Source organism: Streptomyces sp. NBC_00647, assembly GCF_045207245.1.
Classification (GTDB): Bacteria; Actinomycetota; Actinomycetes; order Streptomycetales; family Streptomycetaceae; genus Streptomyces.
Genome location: NZ_CP109040.1, coordinates 1,385,327 through 1,404,371, shown reverse-complemented (window position 1 = coordinate 1,404,371; position 19,045 = coordinate 1,385,327). Strand labels below are relative to the sequence as shown.

General features: G+C 71.3%; 10 protein-coding genes and 2 pseudogenes. 5 read left to right on the top strand and 7 right to left on the bottom strand.

What is annotated here, in order from left to right; all coding sequences use genetic code 11:
- Positions 1 to 176: 176 nt before the first annotated feature.
- Both OG788_RS06170 and OG788_RS06165 read left to right on the top strand, forming a co-directional pair.
- The gene (locus OG788_RS06170) at positions 177 to 3,068 is read left to right on the top strand and encodes an AAA family ATPase (protein WP_406369438.1); all 2,892 of its coding nucleotides are present in this window, start codon (positions 177 to 179) and stop codon (positions 3,066 to 3,068) included.
- An 80-nt stretch (positions 3,069 to 3,148) separates the two neighbouring features.
- Positions 3,149 to 3,646 carry a hypothetical protein gene (locus OG788_RS06165; RefSeq protein ID WP_266755403.1) on the top strand — a complete coding sequence of 166 codons (498 nt, stop codon included), beginning with the start codon at positions 3,149 to 3,151 and terminating at the stop codon, positions 3,644 to 3,646.
- A gap of 21 nt (positions 3,647 to 3,667) precedes the next feature.
- Here OG788_RS06165 and OG788_RS06160 read toward each other — a convergent pair.
- From OG788_RS06160 to OG788_RS06145, 4 genes and pseudogenes are all read right to left on the bottom strand, one after another.
- Positions 3,668 to 5,080: pseudogene (locus tag OG788_RS06160) on the bottom strand (SpoIIE family protein phosphatase); the annotation flags it as partial.
- Between the two features lie 126 nt (positions 5,081 to 5,206).
- A pseudogene (locus tag OG788_RS06155) lies at positions 5,207 to 5,986 on the bottom strand (PAS domain-containing protein); the annotation flags it as partial.
- Between the two features lie 209 nt (positions 5,987 to 6,195).
- Positions 6,196 to 8,166, bottom strand: coding sequence for an N-acetylmuramoyl-L-alanine amidase (locus OG788_RS06150; RefSeq protein WP_406369437.1), 1,971 nt, complete (start codon positions 8,164 to 8,166; stop codon positions 6,196 to 6,198).
- 266 nt (positions 8,167 to 8,432) lie between these two features.
- The gene (locus OG788_RS06145) at positions 8,433 to 9,572 is read right to left on the bottom strand and encodes an aminoglycoside phosphotransferase family protein (protein WP_351542017.1); all 1,140 of its coding nucleotides are present in this window, start codon (positions 9,570 to 9,572) and stop codon (positions 8,433 to 8,435) included.
- Between the two features lie 233 nt (positions 9,573 to 9,805).
- Here OG788_RS06145 and OG788_RS06140 point away from each other — a divergent pair, with 233 nt between their 5' ends.
- Entirely contained in the window at positions 9,806 to 11,305 is a 1,500-nt protein-coding gene (locus OG788_RS06140) for a hypothetical protein (protein ID WP_406369436.1), read from the top strand.
- Between the two features lie 165 nt (positions 11,306 to 11,470).
- Here the strand turns inward: OG788_RS06140 and OG788_RS06135 are convergent, their stop codons facing one another.
- Together OG788_RS06135 and OG788_RS06130 are read right to left on the bottom strand one after the other, a co-directional pair.
- On the bottom strand, positions 11,471 to 12,940 hold the full coding sequence (locus OG788_RS06135) for a PP2C family protein-serine/threonine phosphatase (RefSeq protein WP_406369435.1): 1,470 nt from the start codon (positions 12,938 to 12,940) through the stop codon (positions 11,471 to 11,473).
- 308 nt (positions 12,941 to 13,248) lie between these two features.
- Positions 13,249 to 13,929 carry a TetR/AcrR family transcriptional regulator gene (locus tag OG788_RS06130; protein WP_406369434.1) on the bottom strand — a complete coding sequence of 227 codons (681 nt, stop codon included), beginning with the start codon at positions 13,927 to 13,929 and terminating at the stop codon, positions 13,249 to 13,251.
- Positions 13,930 to 14,295: 366 nt separating this feature from the next.
- Here OG788_RS06130 and OG788_RS06125 point away from each other — a divergent pair, with 366 nt between their 5' ends.
- A complete protein-coding gene (locus tag OG788_RS06125) occupies positions 14,296 to 16,326 on the top strand; it encodes a phosphocholine-specific phospholipase C (RefSeq protein WP_406369433.1) in 2,031 nt (676 codons plus the stop codon).
- On the opposite strand, the gene OG788_RS06120 is transcribed toward OG788_RS06125, so the two are convergent.
- Positions 16,327 to 17,340 carry a Gfo/Idh/MocA family protein gene (locus OG788_RS06120; protein ID WP_406369432.1) on the bottom strand — a complete coding sequence of 338 codons (1,014 nt, stop codon included), beginning with the start codon at positions 17,338 to 17,340 and terminating at the stop codon, positions 16,327 to 16,329.
- 263 nt (positions 17,341 to 17,603) lie between these two features.
- On the opposite strand from OG788_RS06120, the gene OG788_RS06115 reads away from it, so the two are divergent.
- Entirely contained in the window at positions 17,604 to 19,022 is a 1,419-nt protein-coding gene (locus OG788_RS06115) for a basic amino acid/polyamine antiporter (RefSeq protein ID WP_406376684.1), read from the top strand.
- Positions 19,023 to 19,045: the final 23 nt, after the last annotated feature.

Here is a 19,045-nt window from a genome sequence, read left to right as displayed (position 1 = left end):
CCCAAGTGGCCCCTCGCCGCCCGGCCCTTCGGCGGACACGCCGTCATCACACGGTTCTGACCAGGAGCGCTCGAACGGGCTGCCCCGTGGTTGATCCGGGCGTACGCTGAGGTGCCTGGAGGTCACGGTGCGCATCCGCTCCCCGCGCGGACGCGCGATCGTGACAGGGGGTGATCATGGGGCAACGCAGCCTGCGCAGCCGTCGGACGCTCTTCGAGCGTGAGAGTGAACTGTCCGCCGCCGACGAGGCGTTGAGCGACCTGGTAGGCCTGCGCCGGGAGGCCGGCGAGCCACCGGGCCGCCCCCGCGGCGCGCTCCTCGCCTTCGCCGGACGCGCCGGAATCGGCAAGACGACCCTCCTCGCGGAAGTCCGCAGGCGCTCCGCCGCCAAGGGCTGCATGGTGCTGAGCGCTCGCGGCGGAGAACAGGAACAGCGCGTCGCCTTCCACGTCGCCCGCCAGCTCCTGCAGCCGCAGCTCGCCGGATTCTCCGAGGCCGAACTCCGCGCGTCCCTGGGCAGTTGGTACGCGATCGTCGGCCCCGCGCTCGGCCTCTGCGCGCCGTCCGAGGGCGCCCCGCCCGACCAGCAGGGCCTGCGCGCCGGCCTCGACTGGGTGCTCACCCACCTCGCCGTGCAGCGCGCCCCGATGGTGCTCGTCCTGGACGACGCCCACTGGGCCGACGCCGAATCACTCAGCTGGCTCGCGGCGTTCGCACCACGCGCCGAACAACTCCCGCTGCTGCTCGTCGTCGCCTACCGCCCCGACGAACTCCCCGAACACGCCGAGGCGTTCAGAGGGCTGCCCGGCCGCGCCGGACAGCGCCCCCTCGGCCTCGAACCGCTCAGCGCGGCGGCCGTCGCCCGGCTCGTCCGCGAGGATCTCGGCACCCAGGCCGACGACGCGTTCTGCCGCGAGTGCTGGGCGGTCACCGCGGGCAACCCCTTCGAGGCCGTCGAGCTGACCGCCAAGGTCCGTGACCGCGGTCTGACCCCGACCGAGGACGGAGCGCACCTCCTGCGCGACCTCGCCGCCGCCGTCAAGGGCAGCGGCCTGATCGCCCGCCTCGAACGCCTCGGCACCGCGACCGTCCGTTTCGCCTGGGCCTGCGCCGTTCTCGGCACGGAGATCCATCCGACGCTCGCCGCCGCCGTCGCGGGCCTCGGCCCCGAGGAAGCCGCCGACGCGGCGGACGCCCTGCGCACCGCCCGCATCCTCACCGGCGCCGACCCCCTCGAATTCGTCCACCCGCTCATCGCCACCGCCGTCTACCGGGACATCCCCGGCAGCGTCCGCGTCGCCCTGCACGGCCAGGCCGCCTGGTGTGTGATCAACGAAGGCCTCGGTCCGGCCGCCGCGGCCCGTCACCTCATGGAGACCCACCCCGACGGCGACACCTGGATCGTCCAGCAGCTGCGTGCCGCGGCCCGCGAGACCCAGCGTGCCGGAGCCCCCGACGCCGCCCGCCGCTGCCTCGCCCGCGCCCTGCGCGAACCGCCGCCCCCCGGGGACCGCGCCGCGGTCCTGTACGAACTGGGCTGCGCGTCCCTGCTCACCGAACCGGCGACCACGGTCAACCACCTGCGCGCCGCCCTAGAGGAGCCCATCACCGACCCGGAGCTGCGCCACAACATCGTGTACCGCCTCTCCCAGGTCCTCGCGCACAGCGACCGCCTCGCCGAGGCCTCCGAGACCCTCGCCCGTGAGATCCGGGTGACCGGCGACGCCCGGGTACGGCTGCGCATGCAGTCCGAGCAGTTCATGTGGGACGCCTTCCGCGCCGACGAACCCGACTCGCCCATCCGCTCCCGCCGGCTGGCCCGTCTCGCCGACCGGCTCACCGGCCGCGACCTCACCGAGCGCTATGTCATCGGGCTGCGCGCCTGGGACGCCACCCTGCGCGGCGAACCCGCCCACATCGCCCTGCAGCACGCCGAACGCGCCCTGGCCGGCGGCCTCGGCTGGGCCGAGGCCGACCGCGGCTTCGAGGTCCCGGTCCTGGTCGCCATGACCTTCATGTACGCCGACCGGCCGGGCCGCACCGAAGAACTCTTCGCCACCGGAATCGCGGACTTCGAAGCCCAGGGCTGGCACGGCGCCCACCTGTCCTTCGGTTACACGATCCTCGGATACGTGCGCTTCCGCCGCGGCCGTCTCGCCGAGGCCGAGGACTTCGTCCGCGCGGGCCTCCGGCTCGCCGAACGCGTCGGACCCGGCACCCCCGTCCACTGGTACGCGGTGGGCACCCTCATCCAGGTCCTGCTCGCCCGGGGCCGGGTCGAGGAGGCGGCGCGCACCGGCGAGGAGTACGCGTTCTGCGCGCCCTTCCCGGCCGCCGTGACCTTCCCGGACGCCCAGACCGTGTACGGCGAACTCCTGCTCGCCCGCGGCCTCACCAAGGACGCCGCCGTCGAGCTCGCGTCCGCCGGCCGCCGCCTCGACCCGCGCGGCATGCGCAACCCCGCATGGTGCCCCTGGCAGCTCCACCTAGCCCGAGCCGAGAGCCACGACACCCCGGAGCGCGCCATCGCCACCGCACTCGAAGCGGTGAATCGCGCCCGCCAGTACGGCACCCCCTCCGCGATCGGCCAGGCCCTGCGCGCCGCCGCCGAGGTCTCGCCGGGCCCGGCCCGCGTCGAGCTCCTCGAAGAGTCCGTCAGCCATCTGGAGCGCTCCCCGGCCGCCTACGAACTGGCCTGCGCCTTGGTCGCCCTGGGCACCGAACTGCGCCGCGCCGGACGCCCCAAGGAGGCCGCGGAGCACCTCTACCGAGGCCTCGACGCGGCCGTCCAGTGCGGTGCCGACGGGCTGATCGAGGAGGCCCGCGACGAACTGGCGGGGGCGGGGCTGCGGCCGCGCCGCCTGCACAGCACCGAGACGGACACCCTGACGGCCCGCGAGCGCACCGCCGCAGCACTCACGGCGCGGGACCGGACGCCGGCGCAGATCGCCGAGGAACTGAACATCGACGAGCACGCCGTCGCCCGGCTCCTTTCGGCGGTCTACCGCAAAGTCGGCACGGACCACAGGGGGCTGGCGGCGGCACTGGGCGAACAGGCCACTTCCTGACGCGAGCGGGCCGGTCTCCCGGTCCCGGGCGGACGGCGCCCGCGGGGCCCGGTACGCGCCCGTGCACGTACCATTGCGGCATGTCCTTCCTCCGCCGCCGCAGCGCTACGCCCGCCGGGCCCGACTTCGACGTTCTGGCCATGGATCCGGGCGACTGGCCCGGCAATCTCGGCGCGGGCCTGCTGCCCGCTCCCGACGGCAGCTGCCAGGGCGTCTTCCTGCGCTACGACCTCTTCGGCGGCCGCGGCCCCGCGATGATCATCGGCAACCTGCCGGAGGGCTCCCCGGCCCGTGACGTCGCCGAGGGCGAGGTCCCCTTCGAGGTGGCCCAGCTGCTGATCGCGCTGGAGAACGACGAGGAGTGCACCGTCACCGGCACCGAGGACATGCCGGTGATGCAGGGCGACAACCTGCTGATCGTGCGCCGGTTGAAGCTCTCCGAGACCCGTATCTCCTGCGTTCAGTTCGACCGCAGTGACAACGTCCTGGTGACCATCGCCGCCTGGGACCGTCCGATCACGGACGACCTGTACGCCCTGCTGAAGCCGCTCCCGGCGGAACTCTTCCAACAGGGCTGAGGCCGAACGCCCGTCCCGGGGTCACAGTTTGAGGGTGAACCACGTGGTCTTGCCCGCGTCGGTGGGACGTACGCCCCAGTCGTCGGCGAGCGCGCGGACGAGGATCAGGCCCCGTCCCGACTCCTCGTTCTCGGTGGCCATCCGGGGATGCGGCAGATGCGGGCTGTGATCGCTGATCTCCACGGTCAGATCGGTGGCGGTGCGGCACAGGTGCAGGCCGATGGGTCCCTGGGCGTGCTGGACGGCGTTGGTGAGGATCTCGGAGAGCAGGAGCCGGGCGTCGTCCGCGCTGGGCCCGCAGTCCCATGAGGTCAGGGCCTTGCTGAGGAAGGCACGGCCCTCCGGCACCGATTCGGGAGCCGCGGGGAGGTCGGTGCTGACGGTGGCCAGAGGTCCGTCGGGCAGCCGGGTGAGCAGCAGCGTGACGTCGTCGTTGTGCCCGTCGGCGTCCGGCAGCAGGGCCGCCAGCACATGGTCGGCGGCCACCTCCAGATCGGGCGCGGTGACGAACAGGCCCCCGAGCGTCGCGGTGAGCTGGGCGAGCTGGTCCTCGATGTCGCTGCCGGGCGTCTCGATGAGACCGTCGGTGTACAGGACGAGCGTCGCCCCGGGCGGTATCACCGAGGTCGCCTGCTCGTAGAGGACGTCGCCGACCCCGAGGGGCGCGTTCACGGGTGCGGGGAGCGGCCGGGCGCCCACGCCAGGTGTGGCGACCAGCGTCGGCAGATGGCCGGCCGAGCAGACCGTCACCTCGCCCGCGTCGGCGGAGATGACCAGATAGCAGCAGGTCACGAGCTGGTCGGGCACGTCCAGGTCGCCGACGACGGCCTCCAGGGCCTGCATCAGCTGGCGGGGTTGCATGCCGGTCTTGGCCAGGGCGTGCGCGGCCGAGCGCAGCTGGCCCATCACGGCGGCGGCGTCCAGACCGCGGCCCATCACATCGCCGATCAGGACCCCGACCCTCCCGGCTCCCAGCGGGATCAGGTCGAACCAGTCGCCGCCCACCCCGGCTCCCTGCGTGGCGGGCCGGTAGCGGCTCGCGGTGGTCAGACCGGGAATGGCGGGCGGGGTGCCCATGAGGCTGCGCTGGAGCGTGAGGGCGATGTGCCGCTGCTGTTCGTAGAGGAAGGTCAGCTCCGCCTCGGCCTTCTTGCGGTCGCTGATGTCCCGGACGATGGCGCAGGCACCGACGACCGAGCCGTCCGGCGCGCGGGTGGGCCACAGGGTGATGTCCACGTCCAGCAGGGCACCGGAGCGGGTCAGCCGCAGGGTCTCGAAGTGCTCGACCTTCTCACCGCTGCGCAGACGGTGCAGGAGTGTGTCGATCTCGTCCCGCCGCTCGGTGGTGGCGAGCAGCGACACGTGCCTGCCCATCACCTCGGCCCGGGAGTATCCGTAGAGTCGCTGGGCCGCCGCGTTCCAGTACGTGATGTGCCCGTCCAGGGTCTTGGCGAGGATCGCGTCCTGGGAGGACTCCACCAGACCGGCCAGTTCGTTGATGCGGGCCTCGGCGCGCTTGCGTTCGCTGACGTCGCGGACGGCGGCGGAGACGAGGAGGCCGTCGGCGGTCTCGAGCGGGCTGAGGCTGATCTCGACGGGGAATTCGGTGCCGTCCTTGCGGAGGCCGTGGAGTTCGAGTTCCGCGCCCATGGGGCGGACCTGGCGGTTGTCGGCGTACCCGTCGCGGTGACGGTGGTGGTGGGCGCGGAAGCGGCCGGGTACGAGGAGTTCGACGGGGTGGCCGAGCAGTTCCTCGCGTCGGTATCCGAAGAGGGCTTCGGTCTGGGCGTTGACGAGTCGGATGGTGCCCGTGTCGTCGACGATGACCATGGCGTCCGGTGCCGCCTCGAGCAGCCCCCGAAACCTTTCCTCGGCTGCTTTGCGGTCGCTGACGTCGCGGACGGCGGCGGAGACGAGGAGGCCGTCGGCGGTCTCGAGCGGGCTGAGGCTGATCTCGACGGGGAATTCGGTGCCGTCCTTGCGGAGGCCGTGGAGTTCGAGTTCCGCGCCCATGGGGCGGACCTGGCGGTTGTCGGCGTACCCGTCGCGGTGACGGTGGTGGTGGGCGCGGAAGCGGCCGGGTACGAGGAGTTCGACGGGGTGGCCGAGCAGTTCCTCGCGTCGGTATCCGAAGAGGGCTTCGGTCTGGGCGTTGACGAGTCGGATGGTGCCCGTGTCGTCGACGATGACCATGGCGTCCGGTGCCGCCTCGAGCAGCCCCCGAAACCTTTCCTCGGCCCCCGCCGGTGCCTTGTCACGCGCTCTGCCGCCGCACTCGCATTGCCGTGGGTCCGCCGCATCGGCGGGCCGCGTTGAAGTCTCTTTGACAAAGTCGCCCATACCCGCCCCAGATGTGCCGCGTACCGTGAGCGACCCATCCCAGCGCACATCGGTCGGGCGCGCGGTTACATGTCGTTAACTGGCCCTACCGAGGTCGAACCTGTCCTTGGCGGCACATCCCCTGGTCGGTTGCCCGTGTCATTGTCTTCGCCGACCGACGGAAACCGGGCCCGCTGCACGCGGACCCGGTCTCCGGACCGTCGGATCCGCTACCGAACCAGGTCCACGTCCACGGCCCGCACGAACGCCACCCGGTGACCGAACTGGATCTCGTAGTACTGGTCCGTACCGATCACGACCCTGTGCGGTGTCGTGTCGAAGGTCGGCGCGTAGAAATATTCGCCCGGCACCTTGTCACCGGCCGCGTACCGCTGGCCCGCGAGCACCTTGTACGGCAGGGGCGAGACGGCCTGGACGGGCACACCCGCCGGGTACGCCTCCTTCTCCGGGTACGCCCTTCCGTACACGGGGATCTCCGCCAGACCCTCCTTGGGCGTCACGGCGGGCCCCGACGCGCTCACCGCCGTCGGCTGCTTCCTCGGGTTCTCGAACCAGGCCTTCTGGCCCAGGTACCAGATCGCCGTCCAGTCGCCCTCGCGGCCGGCGAGCGCGTACCGCTGTCCGGTGGAAACACGCGAACCGACGTCGTTCACCCCGGTCGTCGAGGCGTCGCCCTTCGGGTACAGGCCGATGTCCTGGATGAGCGGCGAGCTCACGTCCGGCCGGGAGTAGAGCCGTACCTCGCTCGAACCGTGTGCCACGCAGGGCTCGCCCTTGGTGACGCAGCCCGTGTACACCGGCCGGTTCGCGTCGAAGTCGGGCAGGACGGTCACCAGGCCGCCCCCCTTGCCGAACGTGCGGTGGAAAGGGTGCCCGAGCAGGGTGAAGTAGTGCTGCCAGTCCCAGTACGGGCCCGGGTCCGTGTGCATGCCCGGAATCGTGGAGGTCGTGGGGCCCGGCACATTGTCGTGCCCGAGGATGTGCTGCCGGTCCAGCGGGATGTCGTACTTCCTGGAGAGGTACTTCACCAGGCGTGCCGACGCCCGGTACATCTCCTCGGTGTACCAGGCATCGGGCGCGGTGAGGAAACCCTCGTGCTCCAGGCCGATCGACTTCGCGTTGATGTACCAGTTGCCCGCGTGCCAGGCCACATCCTTCGCCTTCACGTGCTGGGCGATGTGTCCGTCGGTCGACCGCAGGGTGTAGTTCCACGACACATAGGTCGGGTCCTGGACGAGGTTCAGCACACCGTCCCAGGTCCCTTCCGTGTCATGGATGACGATGTACTTGATGCTCTGCGCGGCAGGCCGGTCGCCCAGGTCGTGGTTGCCGTAGTCGCCCTCGCCGAACTCCTCGTACGGGGCCGGGATCCACTCGCAGGACACCGTCCTCGGGCACTCCGTGCCCTCGGCGGAGACCGTCCGCAGCCCCGCGCCGGCGAGCGGCGCGGTGTCGGGGCTCAGCCCCGGCTGGGCGGCGAGCGTCACCTGCTGACCGGAGTCCGTGGTGCGCTGCTCGCCCGCCCGCAGGACTTCGTAGACGTCGTCGGCGTAGGTCGCCGCGGTGGCGGTGTCGTCCGCTCCCGAGAAGCGCGCCACCGCCCCGTACCAGTCGGCGGCGTCGCCGCTCAGGGGCTCGCCGAGGTCCCGCTGCTCGGCGGCGAGGAGCGCGGCGCCGCCCGCGATGTTCGCCGCCGCGTCGGTACGCAGCCGCTCCGCAGGCAGCCCGGTGAGGCCGACCGCCCTCGTCAAGGTCTTCAGCCGGTCCGGGAGTTCGGAGTCTTCCGGCGCCTTGGTGTCGGGCAGGAGGGCGGGGCGCGAGCTGTCGCCGCGGGCGTCCTCCGTGCCGTCGCCGTGGTGCGGTGCCCCGGCGATCGCCGTCCGGGCATCGGTCAGATGCATGGGACCGTAGCCGCCGCCGACGCTCGGCGCACCGGCGTGCGCGTCCCAGCGGGACTGCAGATAGGACACGGCCAGCAGCACGCTCTGCGGTACGTGGTACTCGGTGGCGGCAGCGGCGAAGGCCCGCTGCAACCCGGTCGCGGGAGACTCCTCGGCGGAGCTCGAAGGGGCCGCGCCGAGCAGGGGCAGCAGCAGCGCCGCCGAGGCGACGGCTCCCGCGGTCCTGCGCGCGCGTCTGTGCCCGGTGGTTCCCTTGGGTTCGGTGGCGGACCAGTGCAAAGCAGCCTCCTGGGACGGTCGAGCGCGGTGGGGCGTGCGAGGGCCGAACGCGTCAGTGCTACCGGCTCTCCGACGATCCGTCAATCATGCCCAGAGGCAGGCGATTTCCCATGTCAGGGCGGGGTGAAGGGGGTTTCGTGGCGGTGGCCTCCCGGCCTGCGAGGCGTCAGTGGAGTGGACCAATGCCCCCGAACGGCGGTGCCCCGGCATGACAGGAGGCCCGCGGTGCGCCGGTGTCTCGGCGCGACCGCGGACCTCCGTCCCCTTCAGCGAGTTCCGACCGCCGCGCGAACGGCCCGCCGGGCCATCTGGCAGTCGTCGTGCAGCCGCCTCAGCAGCAGCCGCTGTTCCTCGCCGGACGGCGCAGCAGCCGGGTGGGCCGGGCCCGGTGCCGCCGGGGCCGCGTCGTGCAGGGAGCGCTGCACGGCCGTCTCGTACGTACGGATCTCCCGGGTCAGGACGATCATCAGGTTCACCAGGAAGGCGTCCCGTGCGGCCGGGCCTGCCGACTGCGCGAGCTGACTGATCTGACGGCGCGCCACGGGAGCGTCACCGAGGACCGCCCACAGTGTCGCCAGGTCGTACCCCGGCAGATACCACCCCGCGTGTTCCCAATCCACCAGCACTGGACCGGCCGGTGAGAGAAGGACGTTCGACAGGAGGGCGTCGCCGTGGCAGAACTGACCCATGCCCTGGCGGCCGGACGAAGCCGCGATGCCGTGCACCAGCTTCTGCAGATCGCCCATGTCCCGGTCCGTGAGCAACCCCAGCTCATGGAAGCGGGAGATCCGTTCCGCGTAGTCCAGCGGGGCGTTGAAGGTCCCCGCCGGCGGCCGCCACGCGTTCAGCCGGCAGATGGCGCCCAGCGCTGCGCGGATGTCCGCGCGGGGCGGGGCCTCGGCCGGGTGCCGGTGGAGCGCGGCCACCCGGCCCGGCATGCGCTCGATCACCAGCGTGCAGTTGTCCGGATCCGCTGCGATCAACCGGGGCACCCGAACCGGCGGGCGGTGCCGGACGAACGAGCGGTACGCCGCTATTTCATGCCGGATCCGCTCGGCCCAGACGGGGGAGTGGTCCAGTAAACACTTGGCGACGGCCGTGCTGCGCCCCGTCGTGCCGACGAGGAGCACGGAGCGTCCGCTGCGGCGCAGCACCTGGACCGGAGCGAACTCCGGACAGATCCGGTGCACCGACGCGATCGCCGTGCGCAACTGGGCGCCCTGAGGGCCGGACAAGTCGAGTCTCCCGCTGAGCGGTTGGGTGCCGAGCCCCGGCACGCGCCGCGTCCGGCCGGCGCCGAGCACGGCGGCCGCCTGACGCGCGGGGTCGAGGTAAGGGCCGCTGCCCACCGGGCGGGGGTGCAACGACCGGGGCGGAGCGGACACGGAGGACGATGCTGTGTACATGGGCGAAACAGATCCCTTCGTGTGCCTGCAAGTTGCCGCGCCGCCCGCCCCGGCCGCCCTGGCTCATCCTGGGGAATGTCCCTGGCAAACCGGGTCGGGGTGGCGCGTTCCTACCTGACACCCGGCGTCCACTGGCACACCATCTGGCGCACCCTGGCGAACCCTGGCGAATAGTCGCTCAGCAACTGACAGGCGGTTACTGTCGAAATCAGCCGAGAACCTGGGGGCTTGACGTGAACGGACAACCCAACACCCGCCTGGCGGACCTGTTCGGCCTGGCCGGCTGGTCCAAGGGCGAACTCGCGCGGCTGGTCAACCGGCAGGCGGCGGCCATGGGCCACCCCCAGCTGGCGACCGACACCTCGCGGGTGCGGCGGTGGATCGACATGGGAGAGATCCCGCGCGATCCGGTGCCGCGGGTGCTGGCGGCTCTGTTCACCGAGCGTCTCGGCCGTGTCGTGACCATCGAGGACCTCGGTCTGGTCAGGCACGGGCGTACGGGGAAACGGCAAGGCGACGGGAGTGTGGAACATCCCGACGGAATGCCGTGGGCGCCCGACCGAACCGCCGCGGTCCTCACCGAATTCACGGGAATGGACCTCATGCTCAACCGACGCGGCTTGGTGGGCGCGGGTGCCGCGCTCGCCGCGGGATCCGCACTCAGCCCTGCCATGCACGACTGGCTCCGCAACGATCCGGCCCTCGCGGCCGACGCTCCACGGTTCGAAGACCCCCTGCACGCCGACCCCGCCGGGTTCGACCGCTATGAGGCCGCCCCCATCGGGTCGCAGGAGATCGAGGAACTGGAGCGCTCCGTCGAGGTGTTCCGGGCCTGGGACGCGGCCCGCGGCGGCGGGCTGCAACGCAAGGCCGTTGTGGGCCAGCTCAACGAAGTGGGAGGCATGCTCTCCTACCGGCACCCCGACCATCTCCAGCGGCGCCTGTGGGGCGTCGCCGCCAACCTCGCCGTCCTCGCGGGCTGGATGTCGCACGACGTCGGCCTGGAGCCCACGGCCCAGAAGTACTTCGTCATCGCCGCCCACGCGGCCCGAGAAGGCGGTGACCGGCCACGCGCGGGTGAGGCGCTCTCCCGAGCGGCTCGCCAGATGGTGCACCTGGGCCGGCCCGACGACGCGCTCGACCTGATGAAGCTCGCCAAGTCCGGTTCCGGCGAGGAGGTACTGCCCCGCACCCGGGCCATGCTCCACACCATCGAGGCCTGGGCACAGGCCTCCATGGGCAAGGGGCAGGCCATGCGGCGCACCCTCGGTGTGGCGGAGGACCTGTTCGTCTCCGACCGCGGTGACGTACCGCCGCCCAGTTGGATGCAGTTGTTCGACGAGGCCGACATGCACGGCATGCAGGCTCTCGCCTACCGCACCCTCGCCGAGCACGAGCCGTCCGCGGCCGCCACCGCGCAGCGTCACGCCAAAGAGGCGCTGAAGCTTCGGGAGTCGGGCCGGGAGCGGTCGAAGATCTTCGACCACATCTCCCTCGCGTCGGCCTGCTTCATCGCCGACGACCCCGAACAGGCCGACCGCTACGCGCGACTGGCCCTGACGTCGATGGGGTCCAACTCCTCCCATCGCACCTGGGACCGCCTGCGCGAGATGTACCGGCTCACCGGGCAGTACTCCAGCTATCCGAAGATCAGCGATCTGCGTGAGGAGATCAAACTCGCGCTGCCGAAGGTTTCGTCGAAGCCCAAGGGCGGCAACAGCGCGCGGGCATAGGGGAGTTGCTTCCCCGCGTGGACGGGTGTTCCGGGTGTGGTCGCCGCGTGACGCGTGCTGCCACGGCTCGGCTGACAAGGGCGTCAGCCGTCAGCGGCCGATCCCGGCCGACTCCCTCTGTCGTCGGCCGCCGGCGTCGGGCAAGGGTGTCATCAGTCCCCGACGTCAGGATCCGATCCGGGCGATGAGCACGCAGGCGTCGTCCTCGCGCTCGGTCTCGCCGAACTCCTCGACAACCATCCGTACACAGTCCTGAGCCGTTCGGGCCCCGTCGAAGCGCGGGGCCAGGTCGAGCAGGCTCCGTGCGGCCGTCGTTCCTCCCCCGCTCCCGGTCTTGTCCGGACCAGGGGACCCCGACCGCCGGGGCACCAGTCCCTCGGTGTGCAGGAGCAGCACGTCGCCGACGTGGAGGGTCTCTTCGGCCTGCCCGTAGACGGCGCCGGAGGTGGCTCCGAGCAGGACGCCCTCCGGTGCGGCCAGCGCACGCCCCGTCCCGTCGCGGAACAGCAGCGGGGCGGGGTGTCCCGCCTGCGCCCAGCTGAGGGTGCGGGTCTCGGGCCGGTAGCGGCAGCAGAGGGCGCTGCCCAGGGCGGGCTGGACGGTGGCGTCGAGCAGTTGATTCAGCCAGGAGAGGAGCTGCCCCGGCCGAGTGCCCGCCACGGCCATACCGCGCAGGGCGCCGAGCAGCATCGCCATGCCCGAGGTCACGGTGACCCCTTGACCGGTGAGGTCGCCGACGCTCAACAGGGTCTCGCCGTCGGGGAGTTCGAGTGCGTCGTACCAGTTTCCGCCGATCAGCGCGCTGGTCGAGGACGGCAGATAGTGGGCGGCCACGTCCAGGGCCCCGGGCCCTTGGCGCGGGAACCGCAGGGAGCCGCGCCAAGGCGGCAGCACGGCCTCCTGGAGCTCGACCGCGAGCCGGTGCTCGGTCTCGGCGACGTGCTGCTGACGCTGGAGCGATTCACGGGTCCGCCCCACCGTCCGCTGGCTGCGGCGCAGTTCGCTGACATCGCGCAGCACGGCCCACATCGAGGCGGTGCTGCCGTCGGCGTCCAGGACGGGTTCACCCATCATGTGCACGGTCCGCACTCCGCCGTCGGGGCGCACGATGCGGAACTCTCCGTCGATGGGCTTGGCGTCGATGAGGCAGTCGGTGACCATCGTCGTCAGCATCGGCCGGTCCTCGTCCAGGACCAGGGAGGGGAGTTCGTCGAGGGTGAGCGGGGGAGCGGAGGCGTCCCGGCCCAGGATCTGGTAGAGCTCACCGGACCAACTGGCCTCGTCCGTCAGCAGGTTCCACTCGGCGCTGCCGACCCGGCTCAGCAGTGAGCCGCGCCGGGGTGCGGCGGGCACGGACAGGGCGGCGGGGGTGTCCGTGGGCTGGACGGGCACGGCCGGCGGTCCGTCCCGCAGCTGAGCCAAGTGCTCGTCCAGGTCGTTCAGTTGATGGAGCGCCAGATTGCACAGCGCCCGTTGCCAGCGCCCCTGCGCGTCCTCGTCGTCGACGGGTGCCTCACGCCGTACGGCGTCCACCTCACCGCGCAGGTGCCGCGTCTGCGAGATGAGCGCGTCGACCGTGCCGCGCCGGGGGGGCGGCTGAGCGGCGGGGCGGTCCGCAGAGAGATGGGAGGGCATGACGTACTCCGATGCGGGAACGGTACGACCTAGGCTGACGGAAGGACCGTTACGACTGTCGCACAGCCCGCGACGCGCTGTAAGGGATTTGGCAACACCCGATACGGTGGTGCTTCTGGTATATGCCGCAGTCCTCCCGGACCGGGCGAGTGGTCCCGATGCGGTAGGTGTCGTACGGGGTCAAGTCGTAGACACCGTACGTGACTTGAGGTCCCCATCGCCTACTCGTGCCCTGCCTTCATTCTCCTGTTCGAGGGGCATGTGTGCGAGTCCTCGGGCTCGGGAATCTCTTCCGATCGCCCGCCGCCTCACAGGCAGCGCACGAAGTCCTTCACCTCGGTCTCGTAGAGAAACGACGGATCGATGCCCATCGAGGTGAAGTTGCCCTCGATCTCCAGGCCGACCAGGCCGTGCAGATGGGCCCACAGCATCGTGGAGCGCACGGCGACCGCCTCCGACGTGTCCTCGAAGCCGTGGCGTTCGCGCCACTCGCCGAACTGCGCGGCCGCGTCTTCCGGGACCCGCGTGCCCGGCTCGGCGAGGGCGCTCACCGCGTCGAGGAGCACGGTCATGGCGGGCTGAGAGGCCTCGACCAAGCTGGTGGACTGGGCGTCGTACCCCTGGAGCGGGGCCCGGAAGAGCAGGCGGTAACGGTGCGGCTCGGCCAGCGCCCAGAGCCGGTAGGCGCGGACCAGCTCGGTCAGCCGGGTGACCGCGTCCGCCGTGCACGCCTCGGCGGTGCGCCGAAGGGTCGAAGCCAGGTCCCCGTAGGCGTCGACGACGAGCTCGGTCAGCAGGCTGTCGCGGTTCGCGAAGTACCGGTAGAGCGCGGGTCCGGTCATGCCCAGCTGCTTGGCGATCGCGTTGAGCGACAGCGCTTCAGGGCCGCCCTCGGCCAGCTGGCGCAGTGCCGCCGTCTTCACTTCCTGCTGGACCTGCGCGCGAAACCGGTCGCGCGGGCCCGTCCCGGTGCGGGGGTCTGCGGCCATGTCATCGCCTCTTCGTGTCGGGTGCGGGTCTACGGGCGGGCTGGTGGGCTTCTGGGCTGACGGGGTGCGAAGGAGCGCCACCTGCGTTAGAGCCTATCACGGTCGCGATAAGTAGTTACGGAATGATGACCGTGCCGGCGGTGCCAGGCGGCTCGGCGCCGGGGGTACAGGGGCCGGGGGTGCGGTGCAGGGTGCGAACGCGCACCTGCGGCACTGAGCGGCGACGGACGACTCGTGGCCCGCGCGAACAGGTTCGACCGCTGTTCATCCAGGCCTCACCGCACCGGTTGAGCCTCGGCGAACGTCCCGTGCACGCTGGCTCGCGGTGTGCCACAGGGGCACCCACCCAGTGACGAGGGCGGGCGAATGACACCGATCAGCCGAAGAGGCTTTGTGGGGCTCGGCGCATCCGTGGCGGCGGGAGTCGCGACGGGCGCCGGCTCGCGTCCCGCGGTGGCCGCGGCCACCGCGGCGACGGCGACCGGCACGATCTCGGACGTACGGCACGTCGTCATCCTGATGCAGGAGAACCGCAGCTTCGACCACTACTTCGGGCGGCTCAAGGGGGTCCGGGGCTTCGACGACCGCAGCGGTATCGCGCTGCCGGGCGGGTACTCGGTCTTCAACCAGCCCAACGGCCAGAGCAGGCAGTACCCCTGGAAACTCAGCTCCACGCCCGCGGCGGGCGGCAAGGACGGCGAGACCCTCGCCCAGTGCAGCGGCGACCTCCCGCACTCCTGGTCCTCGCAGCACGCCGCCTGGAACAAGGGGCGGCTCGACAACTGGGTCTCGGGCGTCGGCAACGTACGGTCGCTCGGCTACCTCGACCGCTCCGACATCCCGTTCCACTACGCGCTCGCCGACAACTACACCATCTGCGACGCCTACTTCTGCTCCGCGCTCAGCGCCACCGGGCCGAACCGCACCTACCTGTGGAGCGGCAAGGTCGACGGCTCCAGCCACGACGGCGGCGACGAGTCGGGCCTGACCTGGCAGAACTACGCCGAGGCTCTCCAGGCGGCGGGTGTGAGCTGGAAGGTCTACCAGAACGCCCAGGACAACTACGGCGACAACGGCTGCGCCTACTTCAAGAAGTTCGCCGCCGCCCGGGCCGGCGACCCGCTCCACGACCGGGGCATGGCCTCCGTCCCGAAGACCACCGGCTCCACGCCCGACGACATCGGCGCGGCCATCAGGGCCGACGTCGTCGCCGGAACCCTGCCCCAGGTGTCCTGGGTGGTCGCCGACCAGGCCTCCTCGGAGCACCCGTACGCCCCACCCGGCGACGGCGCCCACTTCGTCGACCTGGTGTACAAGGCGCTCGCCGCCGACGCGGACGTCTTCGGCTCCACCGTCCTGTTCCTCAACTACGACGAGAACGACGGCTTCTTCGACCACGTGCCGCCGCCCGCCCCACCCGCCGGCACCGCGGGCGAGTACCTGAACGGCGTTCCGTACGGCCTGGGTTTCCGGGTCCCGCTGCTCGTCGTCTCGCCCTGGACGCGCGGTGGCTGGGTCTCCTCGGAGGTCTTCGACCACACCTCCGTCCTGCGGTTCCTGGAGACCTGGACCGGAGCTCTCGGCAAGCCCGCGGCCTGCCCCAACATCAGTGCCTGGCGCCGCAGGGTCACCGGTGACCTGACCGGGGTGTTCGACTTCGCGCACCCGGTCCACGGGGCCGTGTCGCTCCCCGCGACGAGCGTCATCGGGTACGCCACCTGCGGTCCGCTGCCCAACCCTGTGCCGACCACCAACGCGCAGCCGGCGCAGGAGCCCGGAACCCGGCCCGCCCGGGCGCTGCCGTATCAGCCCAACGGCTTCCTGGACCACCTGGAGTTCGGCGCGACCGGCAGGATCCTCGCCTGGTTCACCATGGCCAACCAGGGCGCCCCGGCCAAGAGGGCGGCGCACTTCTCCCTCCATCCGAACGCCTACCGGGACACCGTGCCCTGGCAGTACACGGTCGACGCGGGTGGCACCGCCTCCGACTCCTTCAACATCGGCACGGGCTACGGCGACGGCAAGTACGACTTCACGATGACCGGCCCCAACCGCTTCCTGCGCCGCTTCAAGGGAGACGCGACGAAGGCGGGCAGGTCGGCCGAGGTCGGTGTGCGGTACGCGACCGAGCCCGGCACCGGGAAGACGGCCGTCTACTTCAGGATGACCAACTCCTCCGCCTCCCCGGTGACGTTCACCGTCGCCTCGAACCACTACCGCTCCGACGGCCCCTGGACGTACACCGTCGCCGCGGGCGGCTCGACGGAGGACTACTTCAACGCGGTGGCGTATCAGGAGGGCTGGTACGACTTCACGATCACGGTCGGCTCCGACGCGAGCTGGTCGCGCCGGTTCACCGGCCACCTCGAGACGGGTGCCGCGAGCGTCAGCGGCTGATCAGGCGTAGAGGTCCGGGCGCGGGGCCAGGTCGACGGTCACCCGGCCGCCGTTCTCCAGCGCCCGGACACCCGCCTCGGCGACGGCGGACGCCGCGTACCCGTCCCAGACGCCGGGTCCGGTGACCCGGCCGGCCCGGGTGGCGTCCACCCAGGCCTGTACCTCGCGGTCGTAGGCGTCGGCGAAGCGGACGAGGTAGTCCTGGGCGACGTCCTCGTGCCTGCCGCCCGCCGTCGTCACGGCCAGGCCGCGCTCGTCCCCGATGCGCGCGGTCCCCGCCTCGCAGACCGCCTCGCACCCCACCTGGTATCCGAACCCCGAGTTCACGAAGACCTCGACGTCGACCAGGGCGCCGCCGGCCGTCTCGAACACGACGAACTGGGGGTCGACCAGTCCCTCGGGGGCGTTCGCGGAGGGCTGGGGGCGCAGCACGGTCACCGCGGTGAGCTCCTGGCCCAGGAGCCAGCGCGCCGCGTCGATCTCGTGCGAGACGGAGCTGTTCACCAGCATCGCCGAGGTGAAGCCGGGCGGCGAGGCGACATTGCGGTGCGTGCAGTGCAGCATCAGCGGGCGGCCCAGCCGGCGGCTGTCCAGCAGGGACTTGAGGCGCTGGTACTCGGCGTCGTACCGGCGCATGAACCCGACCTGCGCCAGCCGCCGTCCGAGCCGCACTTCCGCCTCCACCACGCGCAGCGCCCCGGCCGACTCCGGCACCAGCGGCTTCTCGCACAGCACCGGCAGACCCCGGGCGAAGGCCGCGAGCAGCGCCTCCTCGTGCGCGGGGCCCGGGGATGCGATCAGTACGGCCCGTACGCCGGGCGCGTCGAGCGCGGACGCCGTCTCGGCGTGGACCGAGACACCGTCGATGCCCGCCACCGCTTCCGCGGCGCGATCGGTGTCGGGATCCGCCACGGCGGCGACCCTGGCACCGCTCACTCCTTGGTCGAGACGACGTATATGGTCGGCCCCCATATGTCCGGCACCGAGTACCGCCACACCCAACAGCTCGCTCACGCGATGCGCACCTCTCCGACGACAACTCGGGATCGTTCCGTCCCTCTGATCCGATTGTCGGCCGGATAGATCAATAAGGCAGTACCCCGGTGATGCCTTTCGCGCCACATGGATCCCGCCATGGACGAAAGTGCTGGGTCCGCTTATCTGTCGCCTCTTATCGGGCATTCAGGGCAATTGGTTGTTAGTGTCGCTCGGGTCGCCAGATGACCTTGCCCCGCATCGTGGTCCCGCACGACGATGCCCGTCTCCGCAGGACGCCCATGACGCAGGCCGACACGGACACTCCGGCGCCACCGGCTGCCAAGCTGACGCTGATCACCCTCACCATGATGGTCGTCGGCTCCATGGTCGGCGCCGGTGTGTTCTCCCTCCCGCGGCGGTTCGCCGAGGAGACGGGCGTGGCCGGCGCGCTGATCGCCTGGGCCGTCGCCGGCACCGGCATGCTGATGCTCGCCTTCGTCTTCCAGCGGCTCGCCATCAGCAGGCCGGACCTCGACGCGGGCGTCTACGCGTACGCGAAGGCGGGCTTCGGCGAGTACCTCGGCTTCTTCTCGGCCTTCGGCTACTGGGCCAGCGCCTGCGTGGGCAACGTGACGTACTGGGTGCTCATCATGTCGACCATCGGGGCGATCGCGCCCGCGCTCGGCGACGGGGACACGGTCCTCGCGGTGGTGCTCTCCTCGGTCGGCCTGTGGGCGTTCTTCCTCCTCATCCGGCGCGGGGTGAAGGAAGCGGCGGCCATCAACCGCATCGTCACCGTGGCCAAGATCGTGCCGATCCTCGTCTTCATCATCCTGGCGCTCTTCTATCTGAAGCCCCAGGTCTTCGCCGACAACTGGGGCGGCGCCGACTACGCAGGCTCTCTCTTCCAGCAGGTCAAGGGCACCATGCTGGCCACGGTGTTCGTGTTCCTCGGAGTGGAGGGGGCCAGCGTCTACTCCCGGCACGCCAGACGCCGCGAGGACGTCGGCCGGGCGACCGTCCTCGGCTTCCTCAGCGTGTTCGCCATCTTCGCCTCGGTCACGATCGTGTCGTACGGGCTGATGCCGATGGCGGAGATCGCCGAGCTCAGGCAGCCGTCGATGGCCGGGGTCCTGGAGAGCGCGGTCGGCACCTGGGGCCAGGTCTTCGTCAGCGTCGGCCTCATCGTCTCGGTGCTCGGCGCCTACCTCGCCTGGACGCTGATGGCGGCCGAGGTGCTGTTCGTCGCGGCCAAGGACGAGGACATGCCCCGCTTCCTGTCCCGCTCCACCGCCGCCGACGTCCCGGTGCCCGCGCTGCTCCTGACGACTCTGCTCTCCCAGGTCTTCCTGGTCGTCACGCTGTTCTCGGACGACGCCTTCAACTTCGCGCTCGACCTGACCAGCGCCCTGACGCTCATCCCGTTCCTGCTGGCGGCGGCCTTCGCCGTGAAGATCACCCGGGGCAGGTTCGGCGGCGACCTCGTCGTCGCCTCCCTCGCCACCGTCTACACCGCGTTCCTGCTCTACGCGGCCGGACTGAGGTTCATCCTCGTCTCCTTCATCATCTACGCGCCCGCCACCGTGCTGTTCGTGATGGCGCGACGCGAGCAGGGCAGAGCGCCGTTCTCGCCCCGCGAAGTCGTCATCCTCGTCATCTCGATCGCCGGTGCCGTCCTCGGGATCGTCGCCCTGGCGCTGGGCTGGATCAGCCTCTGACCCGTCAGCCTCCGACCTGGAGA

What these genes read in the sequence shown, in the direction of transcription:
- OG788_RS06170 (WP_406369438.1), top strand. Translation starts at nt 177, where the DNA reads ATGGGGCAACGCAGCCTGCGCAGCCGTCGGACGCTCTTCGAGCGTGAG.
- OG788_RS06165 (WP_266755403.1), top strand. Translation starts at nt 3,149, where the DNA reads ATGTCCTTCCTCCGCCGCCGCAGCGCTACGCCCGCCGGGCCCGACTTC.
- OG788_RS06145 (WP_351542017.1), bottom strand. Translation starts at nt 9,572, where the DNA reads ATGTACACAGCATCGTCCTCCGTGTCCGCTCCGCCCCGGTCGTTGCAC.
- OG788_RS06135 (WP_406369435.1), bottom strand. Translation starts at nt 12,940, where the DNA reads ATGCCCTCCCATCTCTCTGCGGACCGCCCCGCCGCTCAGCCGCCCCCC.
- OG788_RS06130 (WP_406369434.1), bottom strand. Translation starts at nt 13,929, where the DNA reads ATGGCCGCAGACCCCCGCACCGGGACGGGCCCGCGCGACCGGTTTCGC.
- OG788_RS06125 (WP_406369433.1), top strand. Translation starts at nt 14,296, where the DNA reads ATGACACCGATCAGCCGAAGAGGCTTTGTGGGGCTCGGCGCATCCGTG.
- OG788_RS06115 (WP_406376684.1), top strand. Translation starts at nt 17,604, where the DNA reads ATGACGCAGGCCGACACGGACACTCCGGCGCCACCGGCTGCCAAGCTG.